Raw genomic sequence first — 17030 nt, 5'->3', positions numbered from 1 at the left:
CATCGCTACATATTGTCCGAGATGCCTCGGTCAGGGCCTGGATCGCGGCCCGCGGCGGCGCTCGTCAGTCGGCTCAGATAATGCGCCCAGCCTTTCGCGTGGGCGGCCATCTGTTCCTGGGTCGGCAGCCCGCTATGCGTCATGCGCAGCAGCGTGCCACCGTCGCGTTCGATCAGGTCGATCTCGATCAGGCTCGAGCCGGGCGGGACTTCCTGACCGCCCTCCCAGCCGAACGTATAGGCCAGGCGATGCACCGGCACGACCTCGCGGAAGGCGCCCCGGGCGATGCTGCCACGCGGGCCGATACCCCTCAGAAGATAAAGCCCGCCGGGATGCGGCTCGGTGGTCGCATCCGAGCCCATCCAGCTCAGGATTTTCTCCGGATCGGTCAAATAGGCGAAGACGGTGGCACGCGGGGCGGCGATCTGGGTCTCGCGTCGAAATACGAAGGGCTCGGTCATCGGCGATCATCCCCAGGGTGCTCCTGGCACATGGCGGCGCCCAAGCGGCCCGTCAAGGATTGCCCGTGACAAAGACGGTCCTCCTTCGCCATCATCGGATCATGCAACTCTCCCCGACCCTCGCCTGGCTTGTCGACGCCGCCTCGGAAACCGCCGGCGCCGATCGCCTGCTCGCGCACCTCGGCACGCATCTGCTCGCCGACGGCGTGCCGCTTGCGGCCGGCGCCCTGACGCTGGAGGTGCCGCATCCGCTGATCGCGAAGCGGACCTGGTTGTGGCGTGCGGACAACGGCCGGGTGATCGAGGCGCTCGGTTTTGCGCCAGGCGGGCTGCCGCCCGATTTGCCTGACGATGCCGGTCGCCGCTGGCTGCGCGATATCGCGGGCGGCGACGTGCACGAGGACATTGTCGGGCGCGATGGGCCGCTGCTCGGCTGGATCGGTCCGCATCCGTTCACATCAGGCCAAATCGACCAACTGCGCCAGGCCGCGCGCTTTGCCGCAACGCCGCTCGCCGCGCTCGCTGCACGCGCAACGTTGCGTGCGACGCTGGAAGCCTATCTCGGCAAGCGCAGCGCCGAGCGGGTGCTGGCAGCGCCGTTGCGGCGCGATCTCGGTGAAACCATCCAGGCTGCGCTGCTCTATGCCGATCTGCGCGGCTTCACGACCCTGTCGGAAACCAGTCGGCCTGCCGACGTCATCGCCGCACTCGATGCCTGGTTCGATCGCATCGCCGGTGCCGTTCACGCCTTCGGCGGCGAGGTGCTCAAATTCATCGGCGATGGTGTGCTCGCGATCTTTCCGGTGACAGAGGCGTCGCCGCGGCGCGCCTGTGATGCCGCGTTGCGCGCCGCAGCCGCCGCCGAAGCCGGGATGGCGTATCTCAACGCGGAGCGCCGCGCGCAAGGATTGCCGCTACTTTCGTTCGGGGCTGCCCTTCATCTCGGCGAGATGCTCTGGGGCAATATCGGCGCCGCCAATCGGCTCGACTTCACGGCGATCGGTCCCGCCGTCAATCTCGCCAGCCGGCTCGAAGGCCTGTGCAAGCCGCTTCGTAGGACCGTGCTGGTGTCGGGCGCGCTCGCCGCCGAGACGGATATGCCGCTGATCGCGCTCGGACTGCACAAGCTGCGCGGCATTGCCTCGCCATGCGAGGTGCTTGCGCTGCCACAGACGCGAGGGCGGGGATCGTAGCCTGGCGCGCGCGGCTTTCGCGGCCGGGCATCGCGACCGCAGCGGTTCGAGAATCAGGTCGGCGGCGGTTCGCCGGCATTGCTCCTCGCAGGATCATTGTCCTTTACTTGCCTGCGAATTCGGTCGCGTTCCGACTTGATGAAGTCGTTGTCGGGCGCCAGCGTCATTGCGCCCTGCAACGCCGTCAGGGCATCACGCGGCCTGCCCATGGCTTCGAAGATCGCGGCGCGCGCCAACAGACCGCGCGGATCTTTCGGGCTGCGCTTGCCGAACTCGTCGAAGTCGCGCAAGGCGGCATCATAGCTCCGTTGAGCCTGCTGGGTCTCGCCGCGTGCCAGGTAGTAGTCGGCATTGTTGGATTGCCGCCTGATGGCTTCGTTCAAATCGGCCAGAGCCTTCGCATAGTCTTTCAGCCGCAGGTAAGCAAAGCCACGGTAATAATACGCGACCGCCGCTGTCAGCCAGGGCGTCGACGGGCTTGCGGTCTTATCCAGATCCTGAAGCGCCGCATCGTAGTCTCCGCGCGTCATGTAGATCCAGGCGCGGTCGTTGAGGGCCGCAGCGTAGTCGGGCTGGATCTTCAGCGCGGCATTGAAGTCCGACATCGCGCTTTCCGGTGCCCGGTCGCGCTGCATGAAGCCCCGCTGGGTGTAGACCGATGCCAGCTTCGAGCCCGATATCTTGCCGCCATCGATCAATCTGGTGCAGGTGCTTTCCGACGACGGGCCGCTATTGGCAAAGCAGCTCATCACCTCGAGGTCCACCGTATTGATCGTCGTCGTCTTGATCGGTGTGGCGGTCGCCTTCTGCGCGATCGGCTTCGCCCAGCTTCCTGCGTTACCCCAGGCGCCGGTGTTGACCGGCTTGCTGATCAGGACCCAGCCCGTGATCAGCACGGCCGTCGCGATGGGCCAAGCGTACCACGACCACCGATACCAGGGATCAATGCTCCACAATGCGCCGTGAAACGTGACGATGCGAACCGCCATGTTCATGTCAGCTGTCCCGGATGGCCGATTGAATGTCGCTCAGCTCGAACTCGGCGACGCTCGCATCGGGGTCTCGCGACGTGCGCAGCGCGTGCGCCTCGCGGGTCTTTTCGAGCAGCGTCCGCATCGAGCGCGCGTTGCCCCATTGCGGATCGTCGCGCTGCGAATCGATCCATGGCGCGAGTACCGTCTCGACGCCGATCGGCAGCAGATATTGCTGCTCCGACGCCATCGCGCGCAAGATTTCACAGAGCTCGAGGCCGTCGTACGGCGGAAAATCGATGGTCTTGGTGAAGCGGCTGGCGAGCCCGGGATTGCTGGCGATGAAGCGATGCATCTCGGCAGGATAGCCGGCGACGATCACGACCAAGCGATCGCGGTGGTCTTCCATGTATTTCAGCAGCGCCTCGATGGCCTCGCGGCCGAAATCACCCTTCCATTCCGCCGGACTGAGGCTGTAGGCCTCGTCGATGAACAGGACACCGTCGAGCGCGGTGCGGCAGACGTCGAGCGTTTTCGGCGCGGTCTGGCCGACGTAGCTCGCGACGAGCTGGCTGCGGTCGGCTTCGATCAGATGGCCTTTGCGGAGCACGCCGAGCGAGCGATAGATGTCGCCGATGGCCCTGGCCACCACGGTCTTGCCGACTCCGGGAGGACCGGTGAACACCATGTGCCGGCTCGTGGCGAACACCGGCAGGCCCTGCTCGCGCCGCCGCCGTTCAACCTCCAGGCTCGCGAGCAGCTTGTTGATCTCGGCCTTGACCGAGGCGAGCCCGACCATCATGTCGAGGTCGTCAAGCGCGTCGTCCGCGGTGCGCATCACCATTCTGGTCTCGCCGGTCCCGGGAACGGTCGTCAGCCTGCGGCCGTAAGTGTAGCCGCTTCCGATCGGCACGAAGCCTGACGCCGTGGGGTCGGCTCCAAGGCGGGCGGCGATGTAGCCGATGCCGGTCGCGGAGACGATCGTCAGGGTGATGCCAACGAATCGCAGCACGGTCATGTCGGAGAAGAGCGATCCGATCCAGCCGAAAAAGCCGATCTGCGGATTGAACAGCAGCGCACTAAGGCCTGCCGTCGCCACGCCGATCAGGATGAAAGCGAGGATGAAGCGCGCGCTTCACAAGGCTCTGCATTCAAGTCTCACTTGAAAATCTCACCTGCACGCAAATCTCACTTGCATGGTGGACGCCCAGGCCATCGCACCGTAACGGTGCTTGAACCGCCGACCGGCTCCATCTGGGCCGTCGGATAAAGGGATACGAGCAAACCCTTGGCGTCGCCGTCCACAGTCAGCGGGTCGAGTCCGCCGCTGTCGGGCAGCGGGTTTGGCAGGGCAATTCTCTGCGGCTGGTCGGTGACGCGGAAAGAGGGCGATCGATATCTGCTGGTGCGAAACGTGACGATTCCACCGGCGGGGTTGCCCGGGGTCGATACCGTGATGAATGCGATGGGATAACGGCATTGCCGGCTGTCGGATTGCGCAACGCGCTGGCCATCCGGCGTCAGGGTCGGGATGGCGTCAGCCACCTGTTCCTGCGGCACCAGCGCAATGACGGGAGCGTCAGGCGCAGCCCGCGTGATGAGAAACCACCCGATGATGGCTCCGATCATGGCGGCGCCCGCCAGCAGTATCGCAAGCGTCGACGAGGTATCTTTTCGAGCACGGAATGGAAAGGCCCCTGTCGGGCCGTCCGCGGACCCTGGCGATTGCTCGCCGCCGTCCCTTTCTTGCATCGCCATGACGCGAGTAGGCCTGTTGAACGTCCATTCCTCTGCGGAACCTAGGAACTCTGCCGGCAGATATCAATGGTTGTGACGGCGCTCCCGCACTATCACGAATTCGTCACAGCTGGGCCTTCACTTGGAGCGAATCATACCCCGCCCATCTTGCAGACGAGCTTCCATTCCTCAGGCGTCACCGGCTGCACGGACAGGCGCGAATATTTCACCAGCGCCATCTCGGCCAGCTTCTTCTCGGCCTTGATCGCGACCATCGTCACCGGCGTCTTCAAGGGTTTGTCGGCCTTGATGTCGACGCAGACGAACTTTGCCGTCTTGTCGGTCGGATCCGGATAGGCCTCCTTGATGACTTCCGCGATCCCGACGATCTCCTTGCCCTCGTTGGAATGATAGAAGAACGCCTTGTCGCCCTTCTTCATGTTCACGAGATTGATCCGCGCAGTGTAGTTGCGCACGCCGGTCCAGGCTTCGCCCTTGGCACCCTTCGCGACCTGCTGGTCCCAGGACCACACCGATGGTTCGGATTTCACCAGCCAGTACGCCATGTTCATTCCTCTGCCTTGAAAGGCCGCGTCAACAGTCCGGAGATCGCCGCGTCGACCGTGCTTCTGCCGCCCAGGATTGATGCGACAGCTTCTGATACCGGCATCTCGACGTTTTGCGAAGCCGCGAGCTCGATCAGCACCGGCGCGGTGAATTCGCCTTCGGCAAGCTTGCCCGCGGACGGCGGCTCACCGCGGCCGAGCGCGAGCCCAAGTGCAAAATTGCGCGATTGCGGGCTCGAGCAGGTCAGGATCAGATCGCCGAGCCCGGACAGGCCCGTGAGTGTCTCGCCGCGTGCGCCGAGCGCGCGGCCAAGCCGCGTCAACTCGGCAAAGGCGCGGGTGGTCAGTGCAGCCTGCGCGGAAGCACCGAGCTTGCGCCCGACCGCAATGCCGACCGCGATCGCCAGCACGTTCTTGGCCGCGCCGCCGATCTCGACGCCGCGGATGTCGGTGGAGTGATAGGGACGGAAGGTCGGCGAGCCCAGCGCCTGCACCAGTGCGCTCGCCAGCGCCTCGTCCTTCGCCGCCAGCGTCACCGCCGTCGGCAATCCGTGCGCGACGTCGTGAGCGAAGCTCGGACCGGACAGGATCGCCGGCTGCGCATGCGGCGCGGCTTCCGCGATCACGTCGGTCATGAATTTGTGGGTGCCGTGCTCGATGCCCTTGGCGCAGGCGATGACGGGCGCGGACGGGGTGATGTGCGAGGCCAGCATGTTGACCACGCCGCGCAGATGCTGCGCCGGGGTCGCGATCAGCAGCAAGTCGGCGCGCGCGACTTGTGCGAGCTCGTGTGTGACGACGATCTCCGGCGCGAGCCGCACGCCGGGAAGCCGCGGATTGTCACGGGTCGATGCGATCCGCGCAGCATGGTCGGCGTTGCGTGCCCACAGCGTCACGCTCCTCCCCGCGCGCGCGGCCACCGTCGCCAGCGCCGTGCCCCAGGCGCCGGCACCGATCACCGCGACGGAGCGGAACGGCGTCATGGTCAATACCCCGCCCGCGTCTTGCCGTAGCCATCAGGCGCGGTGGCGTTGGCGTCGAGCAGCCAGCGGGCGCGCGGCTGTGCGTCCATCGTATCGGTGATGCCGAGCGCGAGGCGTTCGGCGCCGGCCCAGGCGATCATTGCGCCATTATCGGTGCAGAGCGCGGGTGGCGGCATGATCAGCTGCGTCTTCGCTTCCCCGGCAACGTCGAACAGTGCGCCGCGGATCGCCTGATTGGCGGCGACGCCGCCGGCGGCGACCAGCGCGCGCGGCGCGCCGAATTGTTCGCGGAAGAGTTTCAGGCCCACGCGCAGCCGGTCGGCGGTCGAGTCAAGCACTGCGGCTTGGAAGCTCGCGCAGAGATCGCCGATGTCCTGCGGCGTGATCGCGCTGAGCCGGCTCGCCTCGGTGCGCACCGATGTTTTCAATCCCGACAACGAGAAATTGGCGTCGGGACGGCCCTGCATCGGCCGCGGAAACGCAAAACGCGTCGGATCGCCAGTCGCCGCCGCGCGCTCGACTTCCGGTCCGCCGGGGTAGGGCAGGCCCAGCATCTTCGCGACCTTGTCGAAGGCCTCGCCGATGGCGTCGTCGACGGTGGTGCCGAGCCGCACATATTGGCCGATCCCGGTGACCGCGACGATCTGGGTGTGGCCGCCGGAGGCGAGGAACAGACAATAAGGAAATTCGATGCCGTGCGTCAGTCGCGGGGTCAGCGCATGCGCCTCGAGATGGTTGACCGCGACCAGCGGCGTGTCATGCACCATTGCGATCGCCTTCGCGGTGGTGAGGCCGACGATGACGCCGCCGATCAGCCCCGGTCCTGCGGCTGCCGCAACGCCGTCGAGCTCGGCGAAGTCGATGCCCGCCTCGCTCATGGCGCGCTCGATGATGCCGTCGAGCAGGTCGACATGGGCGCGCGCGGCGATCTCCGGCACCACGCCGCCGAAGCGGGCGTGCTCCTCGACCTGCGACCGCACGATATTGGAGAGGATCTTGCCGCGTCCGTCCGGCGCGCGCTCGACCACCGCCGCCGCGGTCTCGTCGCAGGTGGTCTCGATGCCCAGTACCAGCATTGGCGAATTGTTATCCAATTTGCGCCCTTGCGCTCATCCGTAAAGCAGAGTTCTGGTACGTCCGACAGCATTCGTCAATGCGTCACCGCCACGTGGATCGGGAACACAAGCGATGTCCATTCTTGTCACACGGCCGCATCCCGACAATCAGGCAACAGCGGAGAATCTGCGCGCGCGGGGGCATGTGGTGCTGCTCGCGCCGGTGCTCAAGTTCGAGCCGGTCGCTTTTCATGACGAAGGCGAAACCGGCTACAGCGCCATCATCGTGACATCGGCCAATGCGATCCGCGGCGTCGCGCCGCAATTGCGCGACCGCGGCCTCTTGGAGCTGCCGCTGTTCGCGGTCGGAGAGCACACCGCCGCCGTGGCGCGCGACATCGGCTTCACGAAGGTGCTCGTTGCCGGCGGTGATGCCGCGTCCTTGCGCGATAAGATGATGCAAGGTGCGCGCGACAAGGTGCTGAAGAAAAAGAGTACGCTGCTTTATCTTGCCGGGGCCGATCTGTCGCGGGATCTCGGCGGCGAGCTTGGCGCGGAAGGATTTAGCGTGGTCACGCAAACGACGTATCGCATGGCGCCGGTCAATATCCTGCCGCGCGAGGTCAGCGACGGCTTTGCCGCCCATGGCATCGAGGCGGTGCTGCACTACTCCCGGCGCAGCGCGCGCGCCTTCCTGGATGCGGCCCGGGACGAGGGCGTCGAAATCTCGGCACTCGCGATCCCACAATGCTGCCTGTCCGAGACGGTTGCCAGCGTTCTGCGCGATGCCGGCGCGTCGCAGGTTCTGGTGGCCGCAACCCCGGACGAAAATGCCCTGTTTGACGCCTTGGAGCGTGCTTTGCGGACCCGTTTGGCGTAAGAGGACGGGCCGAATCCGACGCAATCGGGCTCGTCTCTGGTATGCAAGTGTGAGGAACCGTCACGATGGCCGACGACAAGCCTGAAGAGGCAGGATTGGCTCCCGAGTCCGGCCGTGCCAAGCGCACGCCGCCCACCATCGACCTCGAGGCGACCGAAGTCTCCACCCAGCCGCAGGACGTGGTGGGCGAGCCGGAGGCGCAGCCATCGGCTGAGCAGGCAAGATCCGGGCAGGCCGATGTCGATGATGGCACGGTCGAGACCGGCAAGGCTGAGACAGCCAGAGCTGAGACAGACAAGGCTGAGCCGCAGCGAGATGACACGCAAGCCGCTGCTGCGTCGGTCCCCATCTCTCCCTGGGTCATCGCGCCATTTTCCGGCGCCGTCGCGGCCGCGCTCGTGATCGCGGTCGGTTGGGTGCTGGGCTGGCCTGCGGTCCAGGCGCCGGCGGCCGCGCCGCAGGTGACGAGCGCGACTATCGATGCGCTGAGCGGACGTGTCGCCGCAATCGAAGCCAAGGCGGTCAGGCCCGCGCCAGATCCGGCGATGACGTCGCGGCTCGATGCGTTGGAGAAATCCGTCGGCACGCTGCGTAGCGACATCGCCAATTTGCGTACGCAATCCGACAAGGTCGCGGGCGCATTGAACGATGCGAAATCCGCGCCGCGCGATGCGGCCTCGTCGTCCGGTCTCGCCGCCCTCGACGAGCGCGTCTCCCAGCTCGAGCGCGCCAGCAACTCTGCCCGCGCCGAGATCGCGCAGCAGGGCGAAAAGATCGCCGCCGATGCCAGGCAGACGGACGACAAGCCGCTGCGCCATGTCGTTGCCGCCACACTGCTCGACGTTGCCGTTCGCCATAACGACCCCTATGAGGCGCAGCTCGCAGCCGCGCGGGTCGCTTGCGGCCAACCCCGAGATGCTGAAACCGCTCGACATGTTCGCGGCCTCAGGGATTCCGACGCCGGTCGCGCTGAGCCGCGAGCTCCTCAACATCGTGCCAAAGCTGTCGCCGCCGGCAGAGGCTCCGGCCGCGGGGGCGGGCATCGTCGAGCGGCTCCAGGCTGGAGCATCGAAGCTCGTCAGAATCGAGCGTACCGACGGGGCCGGCACCGATCGCGGTGCCATTGTCGCTCGGATCACGGCGGCGGCGCTGCGCAACGATTTCGTCGAGGCGCGTCGCGAGTTGAAGACACTGCCCGAGGCCGATCGTGCGCCCGCGCAAGGCTGGCTCGACAAGGCCGATGCGCGCGATGCCGCGCTCGCGGCCTCCCGTCAATTTGCCGACGACGCTCTGGCCAGTCTCACCAAGCCTGCGCAATAAGATTCGCGCAACAATCCGCGCGTATAGGGATAGCCATGCTTCGCATCGTCCTCTTCCTCGTCCTGATTGCGCTCGCGGGCGCCGGCGCGGCCTGGGTTGCCGATCAGCCCGGCAATGTCGTGATGACCTGGGGCGCTTATCGGGCCTCGCCGAGCATTCCGGTGTTCGTGCTCTGCCTCGGCATCTTTGCCGTCTTGATCGTCCTGCTCTGGAGCATCGTGACCGCGATCTGGCGCATGCCCGGTCGGATCCGCCGCCGCCGGCACGAAAAGCGCCGCGCGCGCGGCCGCCACGCCATCACGCATGGCTTGCTTGCGATCGGCCACGGCGATACCGCCCTTGCCCGCCGTCACGCCGAAGCGGCGCGGCGCCATGCCCCGGATGATCCGCTCGCGCTTCTCTTGCACGCGCAATCGGCTCAGCTCGGCGGCAATCGCGACGAGGCGCAGCGCGCCTTCCGCGCCATGGCCGAGCGCGAGGACACGCGGCTGCTCGGCCTGCGCGGCCTCTTCATCGAGGCGCAGCGCGCCGACGATGCGGTCGGCGCGGTGATGATCGCGGAGGAAGCGATCAAGCTGTCGCCATCCTCGACCTGGGCCTCGCATGCGGTGCTTGGCTTCCGCTGCGCGCGCGGCGATTGGAGCGGCGCGCTCGCGATCCTGGATTCGAATCTGTCCGCAGGCCTGATCGACAAGCAAGCCTATCGCCGCCAGCGCGGCGTGCTGCTGACGGCGCGCGCGCTGGAATTGGAGACCATGGACCGCGACGTGGCGCGCGAGAGCGTGATGGAAGCCGTCAAGCTCGCGCCGACCTTGGTGCCGGCCGCAGTGCTGGCGGCGAAATTCGAGAGCGAAGCGCATCAGGTGCGTCGCGCCATGAAGCTGGTCGAAGCCGCCTGGCTCGCCAATCCGCATCCCGATCTGGCCGACGCCTACGCGCATGTGAAGCTCGGCGATTCTGCGCGGCAGCGCCTGCAGCGGATCGAGACGCTCGCGGCGAAAACGGGCGCCGACAAGCCCGGCCATGTCGAGGGACAGCTCGCGATTGCACGCGCCGCGATCGATGCCTCCGAATTCGCGCGCGCGCGCGAAGTGCTGGCGCCCTACGTCAACGACCCGACCCAGCGCGTGGCGCTGCTGATGGCCGAGCTCGAGCGCAGCGAGCACGGCGACGGCGGACGCGCCCGCGCCTGGACGTTGCGCGCGGTGCGTGCCCGGCACGATCCCGCCTGGACCGCCGACGGCTATGTCAGCGATCGCTGGCGTCCGGTCTCCCCGGTCACGGGGCGGCTCGATGCCTTCCAGTGGCAGACGCCGGTTGCGAGCCTGCCCTCGGACAAGGGCGCGACCATCGAATCCTCGGCCTTCGAGGAAGCCATGCTGGCCGCTCCGCCGCCGAAGCGGGTGACGGTGGCGAATGAGGTGCCCGCGGAACCGGCCGCAATCGCGCCGGCTGCGACCCCTCCTGCTCCGGCCCCTGCTCCGGCCGCGCAAGACAACGCGCCCCCGGCCGCCAAGGAAGAACCGGTGATAACGCCAGCCGAGGCGGTCGAGCCGGCCTCGGAAGCCGCCGAATCAACGCCGGTGGCGGCGACCCCGGTGTTCCGGACCCGTGCCGACCTCGGCCAGCCGGCGCAGGCACCGGTCCAGGCCGTCATGCCGATCGTCCGTGCGCCCGATGATCCCGGGATCGACGACGACGGCCCAAGCGATGAATTTACGGAGCAAATCGGTACCCCAAAGGCCCAGGCCGGCGGCTGGCGCGGATTCTGGTCCCGCTGGGGCGCGTGAGTCCCATTTCGCCTGCCGCTTGTCCTTGCCAATTCGGGCCATGCCCGATATCAGGAGCGCGCGTATCGGGGCCGGCCCTATCCGGGCCCCGGCAGGGTTCGCCGCAATAGCTCAGTCGGTAGAGCACGTCATTCGTAATGACGGGGTCGGGGGTTCGAATCCCTCTTGCGGCACCAGCACCCCCCTTTGTCCGGCCCGTGTCCGACCGTCACAAGCGGGTTGTTCTCCCTGAAGCCCGCGTCCACGCTTGTGTCACTGCGATACGCTGGTGAAATCGGCGAGGGCAGCGTCCGTGATCTCTATCACATAACCTCCCGCAGCGCGCCCCTACTGTCCCTGTCACGCCAACACGGGGAGATTTCACATGCGCAAGATCATTCTGGTGGCGGTCATGGTTCTGGTCTCTGCGTCTGCCCAGGCAGGCGGCCAGCGCAGCCTCTCGCTGGCTGCGACGAACGAAGTGGCTCCGGCACCGCAAGCGGCCGCGCCGACGGTCGCCGCCACGCAGGTCAGTGAAGTTGCGCCAGCGGCTGCGGCGCCGGCCTATGTCGATCGTCCGCCGGCGGTTTCGACCACCGCTCCAGCTGCTGCGGCCGCAACAACCACGCCGGCGTCGGTGCCGGTTGCGACTCCGCCTGCACCGAAGACGACTGCGAAGGCGGACAGGCCCAGGCACAAGCAAGTCTGGACCGAAGGCCGCATCATCAGCGAGCTGCACCGGCACGGCATCTATTGGTAAGCAGACGAGTTCTGCTCTTCAAACAAAAATGGCCGGGCTGAGCCCGGCCATTTCGTGTCTTGCAATCTGTCGTGCTCAGCGCTGGGAGACCGTCTGCACCACGCTCGAGACCGGGCGCACGTTGGCCGCACTGCTCGACGTCGGCACCTTCATCTCCTTGAGCACCGCCTCGTCGTACTCGGGCAGCGATTCGAACGTCGTCTTCGCCTTCACCTGCACGACCTTGTAGCCACCGGCCTTGAGGCGCGCGAGCAGCGTCGGCAGCGCTTCGCCGGTGCGCTTCTGGAAGTCGTGCATCAGGATGATGCCCTTGCCGAGCTTGTCGAGCTTGGTCATCACGTTGCTGATGATCTTGTCCGGCGTGCTCTCCTTGCGGAAATCGAAGGAGTCGAGGTCGGTCGAGAAGATCCCGATGTTGCGGCTGCCGAGATAGCTCACGAGGGCCGGGCTCTGAGAAAGCTGCGGAAAGCGGAAGAACGGCGACGGATTGGTGCCGAGCGCCCATTTCACGGCGCTGAAGCCTTTCTCGATCTCGTCCTTGGCCTGCTGCTCCGTCATCTTCTTGCCGGCGAGATTGAGGTGCGACCATGTGTGCGTGCCCACGGTGTGGCCCTGGGCCAGAACCTGGCGCAGGATTTCCGGATGCCAGCTGGCGTGCTTGCCGACCGAGAAGAACAGGCCCTTGGTGCATTCGTCGGCCAGCGCCTTCAGCACGGCCGGCGTGTTGTGCGGCCACGGGCTGTCGTCGAAGGTCAGCACGACCTCCTTGTCGGCGAGGAAATCAAACTGCTTGTACTGCTCGAAGCCGAAGCCCGGACCGCCGGTCGTGTCGATCTCGACCACGCGCGAGACGCCGAGCGCATTCGGATTGGTGCAGGTCGTATCCTGGACCGGTGCCACCGCCGGTGCAGGCGCAGGAGCCGCCGCGGCGGCAGCAGCGGCGGGCTTGGCGGCGATCGCCGCGGTGGTCTCGACGTCGTCCTTGGCGGCAAGCCTGGCCGGCGCGGGCAGCGGATCTGCGGCGCGGGCCGCCGTTGTCTTGGGGGCGCCCTGGTCGGCGCGCGAGGAATAAAAATACCAACCTCCGGCGATCACGATCGCCGCAACCACACTGGCCAGCATCAGGCCCAACGCATTACGCATCGCTACTCTTTCCAAATACGCAACCAAACCAGCGGATTTTCCCGCGCCCGAGCCATTAATGCGAAGGAACAGTTAACGTGACACCAACGCGACGGCGGTTGCGGAGGAATTTCAGGCAGGTCGCCAAAGTGACTGAGGTCACAAAGGGCGGCCCGCGCGTGACTGACATCACAGTGGAAAGGATTTTCCGGGAGCATGGTCATTCCCATCAACAACGGGTCCCGCCTTTCGCGGGTCGCCAATGGGAGCCTCACATGACGACGTCGTTTTCTGGGAAGTCCCTGACTGCAAGGATCCGCGACACCAGCCTGGCTCTGGGCATTGCCGCGATCGTCTCGATCGTCTCGACAACTTCGAGCTTCGCCTTCTCGGCCGAAGCGCAGCAGATGTGCACGGGCGACGCCTTCCGCCTGTGCTCGTCGGAAATCCCGGACATCCCGAAGATCACCGCGTGCATGATCAAGCATCGCTCGGACCTGAGCACCGGTTGCCGCGCGGTGATGGACAAGGACCTCGCCAAGGGCGCCTCACGCAAGGTCGCTGACGCCCAGGACCGGCAATGAAGCACCGCCGATAAGAGCACGGACAAAAAGCCCGCTTCGCGAAGCTCCCGCGCGATGTGCCCCGGCCTGATGCCGAGGCCATCGGCCGGCGCCGGCAAGCCATCAACAAAGCCGTTGCGGGTCAGGGATCGTCGCACTAGCTTCGCCGGCACATTTTTCGGCTACGAGGCATTACGCGATGACCAGATTTCTTTTCATCATTCCTTTGCTCCTTTGCGCATCGAGCGCGTCCGCGCAGCAGCAGACCGGCCACGACGCATGCGCGCGTGATGTCACGCGCTTCTGCCGTGCCGTGATGAACAATGGCGATAGCGCCGTGCTGGCCTGCCTGAAGGAGCACCGTGCGCGCCTCGGCAAGGCCTGCGACAAGATGCTGACGGATCACGGGCAGTAGCAGGGCTGCGCAACAAACCTTACGTGCTGCTGCCCGCGGCGGTCGCGACCACGGGCAGCACTTCGCTTGCAGCCCGGTCCGGCGTCTCTTCCTTCCAGCGCACCGATCCGAACGGCCGCTCGAGCATGCGGCGGATCCGCACCGGCTCGACGCCGATATGGAGATCGTTTGCACGCTGATAGAGCGCGCGTTCGGATTGGGTCGCGCGGTTGCGCTGACGCAAATAGTCGAGCCAGGTCGGGCAATGATAGCGTTCGGTCCACAATTCCGGATCGGCGATGTCGCGCGCGATCGACCAGCCATAGGCGCCGTTGCGCTGCCGGGAGAGCTGCACGTCCTGCATGATGTTATGGAAGGCGCGCGCGTTCTCCTGGGCGACCCGATATTCGATCTCGACCACCAGCGGTCCGCTACGTGCGGTGAGCGAGAGCTTGACCTCAGGGTCGGCCAACACGCCCGCGTCTTCGTTGCGAGCGCCGACGCGCGGCATCGTCAGCCAGATCCCGAGCACCGGCGAGATCAGCATCAGGCTCGCCGCAGTCAGGAGCGCGACCTCGACGCCGGCATAGTCGGTGAGGTGACCCCAGCCCCACGCGCCGATCGCGATGCCGCCGGAGATCGAGGCCTGGAACGCCGCGAGCGAGCGTCCCGCGACCCACCGCGGCGCCGAGAGCTGCACGCCGATGTTGAACAGCGCCACTGCGGCCATCCAGACCGCTCCCGCCAGCACCAGCGCGGCCGCAGTGAGCACCGGCTCGGTGCTCAGGGCGATTGCGGCCATCGCAAACGCCATCGAGATCGTGCAGGCGCGGATCGCAGCCTCGCCGCTCATGCGCTTGCGCAGCTCGTGAATGTTGAGCGCGCCGACCACCGCGCCCATCCCGAACGCGCCCAGCATGATGCCGTAGGTCTGTGCCCCGCCGTGCAAGAGATCGCGCGCGACCAGCGGCATCAGCGCCATGATCGCGCCGCCGATCAGGCCCATCACCAGCGTTCGCAGCAGCACGATCTTGATCGGCGGCGAATTGGTGATGTAGCGGAAGCCCGAAACCATGGCGCGGTTGAGTTTCTCCCGCGGCAGCCGCGAGGGCTCGACCACGCGCCGCCACAGCAGCAGCACGACGAGCAGCGGCAGATAGAGAACCGCGTTGCAGGCGAACGCCGCCACCGCGCCCGCCGCGGCGACGATCACGCCGCCGACCGCAGGACCGAAGCTGCGCGCGATGTTGTAGCTGATGCCGTTCAGTGCCACCGCCGATGGCAGGGCGTCCTGCGGCACCTGCTCGCTGACCGAGGACTGCCAGGCGGGGCCGAACAAGGCGTTGCCGCTGCCGACCACGAAGCAGAAGGCCAGCAACGATTCCGGGGCGATCAGCTTGAGCCCGGCCAGGATCGTCAGGGCGGACGCGCCGGTGAGCGCGATCATGAGCGCGATCAGGGTCACGATGCGGCGGTCGTACATGTCGGCGATGGCGCCGGCCGGCATCGAGATCAGCATGATCGGCAGCATCAGGGCGGTCTGAACCAGCGCCACCTTGTCGGCGGAGGCCGCCATCTGCGTCATCGCCCAGGCCGCGCCCACGCCCTGGATCAGGAGGCCGAGATTGGAGAGCAGGCTGGCGAGCCAGATGCGCCGGAATATGGTGTACCGCAGGGGGGCTGTGATGCCGTCGGCGGAACGATTCTGACGGTTCGTCTGCTCGGTCATATACCCTTCCAAGTCCTCTGGCAGAAATGGTTTCAATGATTCCGGCGAGCTCAGTGATGCCTGCGAAAGTCCTTCGCTGTCCAGTGGTTAGGCCGCTATAAGCGGTGCAAAGACATGGTTTTGGCGGGGAGGAACACATGAAGCTGTCACGACGGACGATCCTGCAAGGTGTGGGGAGTTTGCCTTTCGCGGTTGCGAGCATCCGGACGGAGGCGCTGGCGCAAACGAGGGCGGCGAACCAGGGCGCCGAGACGCCGCCGATCCTTTTCGTCCACGGCAATGGCGATTACGACGCGCTCTGGATGACGACGCTGTGGCGGATGGAATCCAACGGCATCGCACATGACCGTATGATGGCGATCAATTTCATCAATCCCACGGCGCGCGCTGACGACACGGTCGAGCAGGCCAACCGTTCCTCGACCGAGGATCAGCGCCGCGAGCTTGCTGCCGCCATCGCGGAGTTGAAGCGCCGCACCGGAGCGGCGCGCGTGGCGCTGGTCGGTAATTCGCGCGGCGGCAATTCCATCCGCAACGTCATCAAGAACGGCGGCGCCGGCGATGTCAGCCACGCAATCCTGTGCGGCACGCCCAATCACGGCGTGTTTGCGCTCGACGATCTCCTCGGCAGCGAATTCAACGGGCGCGGCGCCTTCCTGCGCGGCTTGAATGCGGGCGACAGCGAGGTGACGCCGGGCGTCCCTTTCCTCACGCTGCGCAGCGACGGCATGGACAAATATGCGCAGCCCGACGGCCGCTTCATGGGCAAGCCCGGCGTGCCGACCAACGTCACCGCCGAGGGGCCGGAGCTGAAAGGCGCGACCAATCTCGTGCTCGGCACCATCGACCATCGCGAAACCGCGTATCACCCGCGGGCGTTCCGTGAAATCTACAAGTTCATCGCCGGCCGTGAGCCTACGCGCATCGCGATCACGCCGGAGCGGACCGTTCGCCTCGGCGGATTGGTCACGGGCATGGTGGATAGCGTGCCGACCAATCGTCCGGTGGCCGGCGCGGTGGTGGAGATCTATCATGTCGACGGCGAGAGCGCGGAACGCAGGGGCGATGCGGCGTACCGCATCAGGACGGGCGCCGAGGGCAGCTGGGGGCCGGCCGAGGTCGATCCCACCTCGCCGCTCGAGATCGTGCTCACCTCGCCCGGCGCCCCGATCACCCATTTCTATCGCTCGCCCTTCCCGCGCTCCTCCGACGTCGTGCATCTGCGCGCCGCGCGCTCGTTCCTTCCGGCGGACAAGGATGCCGGCGCCGTCGTGATCATGTCGCGCCCGCGCGGCTATTTCGGCCTGCCGCGCGATATCGTTCTGTTCGACGGCCATGAGCCCGCCGACGTCCATCCGGGCGTGCCCACGGATGCGACAGCGACCCTGCGCCTTCCGGCGAGCGAGGTCGGGCGTAACGTTGTGGCCCAGTTCAACGAAGAACGAATTGTCGCGCGCGCCTGGCCTGCCTCGGAGAACAGGATTGCGATTGCCGAGCTGACTTACTAGCTATCTGCCTGCGCAAGCC

General features: G+C 66.4%; 16 protein-coding genes, 1 tRNA gene and 1 pseudogene. 9 read left to right on the top strand and 9 right to left on the bottom strand.

Annotated elements, in window-relative coordinates; translation table 11 throughout:
• Positions 1 to 5 precede the first annotated feature (5 nt).
• Entirely contained in the window at positions 6 to 461 is a 456-nt protein-coding gene (locus ACVW16_RS17550; RefSeq protein WP_456736840.1) for an SRPBCC family protein, read from the bottom strand.
• Positions 462 to 562: 101 nt separating this feature from the next.
• Between ACVW16_RS17550 and ACVW16_RS17545 the strand changes: the two genes are divergently transcribed.
• Complete coding sequence (locus ACVW16_RS17545; RefSeq protein ID WP_456738265.1) at positions 563 to 1654, top strand: adenylate/guanylate cyclase domain-containing protein; 1092 nt, start codon at positions 563 to 565, stop codon at positions 1652 to 1654.
• Positions 1655 to 1707: 53 nt separating this feature from the next.
• Here ACVW16_RS17545 and ACVW16_RS17540 read toward each other — a convergent pair whose 3' ends face one another.
• From ACVW16_RS17540 to tsaD, 6 genes are all read right to left on the bottom strand, one after another.
• A complete protein-coding gene (locus ACVW16_RS17540; protein WP_456736841.1) occupies positions 1708 to 2649 on the bottom strand; it encodes a tetratricopeptide repeat protein in 942 nt (313 codons plus the stop codon).
• Position 2650: 1 nt separating this feature from the next.
• A complete protein-coding gene (locus ACVW16_RS17535; protein WP_456802376.1) occupies positions 2651 to 3724 on the bottom strand; it encodes an AAA family ATPase in 1074 nt (357 codons plus the stop codon).
• An 89-nt stretch (positions 3725 to 3813) separates the two neighbouring features.
• Complete coding sequence (locus tag ACVW16_RS17530; protein ID WP_456700391.1) at positions 3814 to 4254, bottom strand: hypothetical protein; 441 nt, start codon at positions 4252 to 4254, stop codon at positions 3814 to 3816.
• A 260-nt stretch (positions 4255 to 4514) separates the two neighbouring features.
• Entirely contained in the window at positions 4515 to 4928 is a 414-nt protein-coding gene (locus ACVW16_RS17525) for an EVE domain-containing protein (RefSeq protein ID WP_456700390.1), read from the bottom strand.
• 2 nt (positions 4929 to 4930) lie between these two features.
• Entirely contained in the window at positions 4931 to 5911 is a 981-nt protein-coding gene (locus tag ACVW16_RS17520; protein ID WP_456736843.1) for an NAD(P)H-dependent glycerol-3-phosphate dehydrogenase, read from the bottom strand.
• A 2-nt stretch (positions 5912 to 5913) separates the two neighbouring features.
• Entirely contained in the window at positions 5914 to 6987 is a 1074-nt protein-coding gene (gene tsaD, locus ACVW16_RS17515) for a tRNA (adenosine(37)-N6)-threonylcarbamoyltransferase complex transferase subunit TsaD (RefSeq protein WP_456736844.1), read from the bottom strand.
• Positions 6988 to 7099: 112 nt separating this feature from the next.
• On the opposite strand from tsaD, the gene ACVW16_RS17510 reads away from it, so the two are divergent.
• From ACVW16_RS17510 to ACVW16_RS17490, 5 genes and pseudogenes are all read left to right on the top strand, one after another.
• Positions 7100 to 7846: a uroporphyrinogen-III synthase gene (locus ACVW16_RS17510; RefSeq protein WP_456700387.1), complete on the top strand. Its 747-nt coding sequence runs from the start codon at positions 7100 to 7102 to the stop codon at positions 7844 to 7846.
• Positions 7847 to 7911: 65 nt separating this feature from the next.
• Positions 7912 to 9166 (top strand): annotated as a pseudogene (locus ACVW16_RS17505) (COG4223 family protein).
• 35 nt (positions 9167 to 9201) lie between these two features.
• Positions 9202 to 10956, top strand: a complete 1755-nt coding sequence (locus ACVW16_RS17500; protein ID WP_456700385.1) for a heme biosynthesis HemY N-terminal domain-containing protein — start codon at positions 9202 to 9204, stop codon at positions 10954 to 10956.
• Positions 10957 to 11056: 100 nt separating this feature from the next.
• A tRNA-Thr gene (locus tag ACVW16_RS17495) sits at positions 11057 to 11132 on the top strand.
• 188 nt (positions 11133 to 11320) lie between these two features.
• Positions 11321 to 11695, top strand: coding sequence for a hypothetical protein (locus ACVW16_RS17490; RefSeq protein WP_456736846.1), 375 nt, complete (start codon positions 11321 to 11323; stop codon positions 11693 to 11695).
• Positions 11696 to 11770: 75 nt separating this feature from the next.
• Here the strand turns inward: ACVW16_RS17490 and ACVW16_RS17485 are convergent, their stop codons facing one another.
• Positions 11771 to 12838, bottom strand: coding sequence for a polysaccharide deacetylase family protein (locus ACVW16_RS17485; protein WP_456700383.1), 1068 nt, complete (start codon positions 12836 to 12838; stop codon positions 11771 to 11773).
• 254 nt (positions 12839 to 13092) lie between these two features.
• Here ACVW16_RS17485 and ACVW16_RS17480 point away from each other — a divergent pair, with 254 nt between their 5' ends.
• Positions 13093 to 13401, top strand: a complete 309-nt coding sequence (locus tag ACVW16_RS17480) for a hypothetical protein (protein WP_456700382.1) — start codon at positions 13093 to 13095, stop codon at positions 13399 to 13401.
• Positions 13402 to 13579: 178 nt separating this feature from the next.
• Positions 13580 to 13795, top strand: a complete 216-nt coding sequence (locus ACVW16_RS17475) for a hypothetical protein (protein ID WP_456700381.1) — start codon at positions 13580 to 13582, stop codon at positions 13793 to 13795.
• Between the two features lie 19 nt (positions 13796 to 13814).
• Here the strand turns inward: ACVW16_RS17475 and ACVW16_RS17470 are convergent, their stop codons facing one another.
• A complete protein-coding gene (locus ACVW16_RS17470) occupies positions 13815 to 15503 on the bottom strand; it encodes an MFS transporter (protein ID WP_456736847.1) in 1689 nt (562 codons plus the stop codon).
• A gap of 137 nt (positions 15504 to 15640) precedes the next feature.
• Here ACVW16_RS17470 and ACVW16_RS17465 point away from each other — a divergent pair, with 137 nt between their 5' ends.
• Positions 15641 to 17011, top strand: a complete 1371-nt coding sequence (locus ACVW16_RS17465) for a hydrolase (RefSeq protein ID WP_456736848.1) — start codon at positions 15641 to 15643, stop codon at positions 17009 to 17011.
• Positions 17012 to 17030 lie beyond the last annotated feature (19 nt).

It is taken from the genome of Bradyrhizobium sp. USDA 4474 (genome assembly GCF_054057515.1).
Note: the sequence above shows the minus strand (reverse complement) of the source record. Positions and strands in the feature narration are given on the sequence as shown.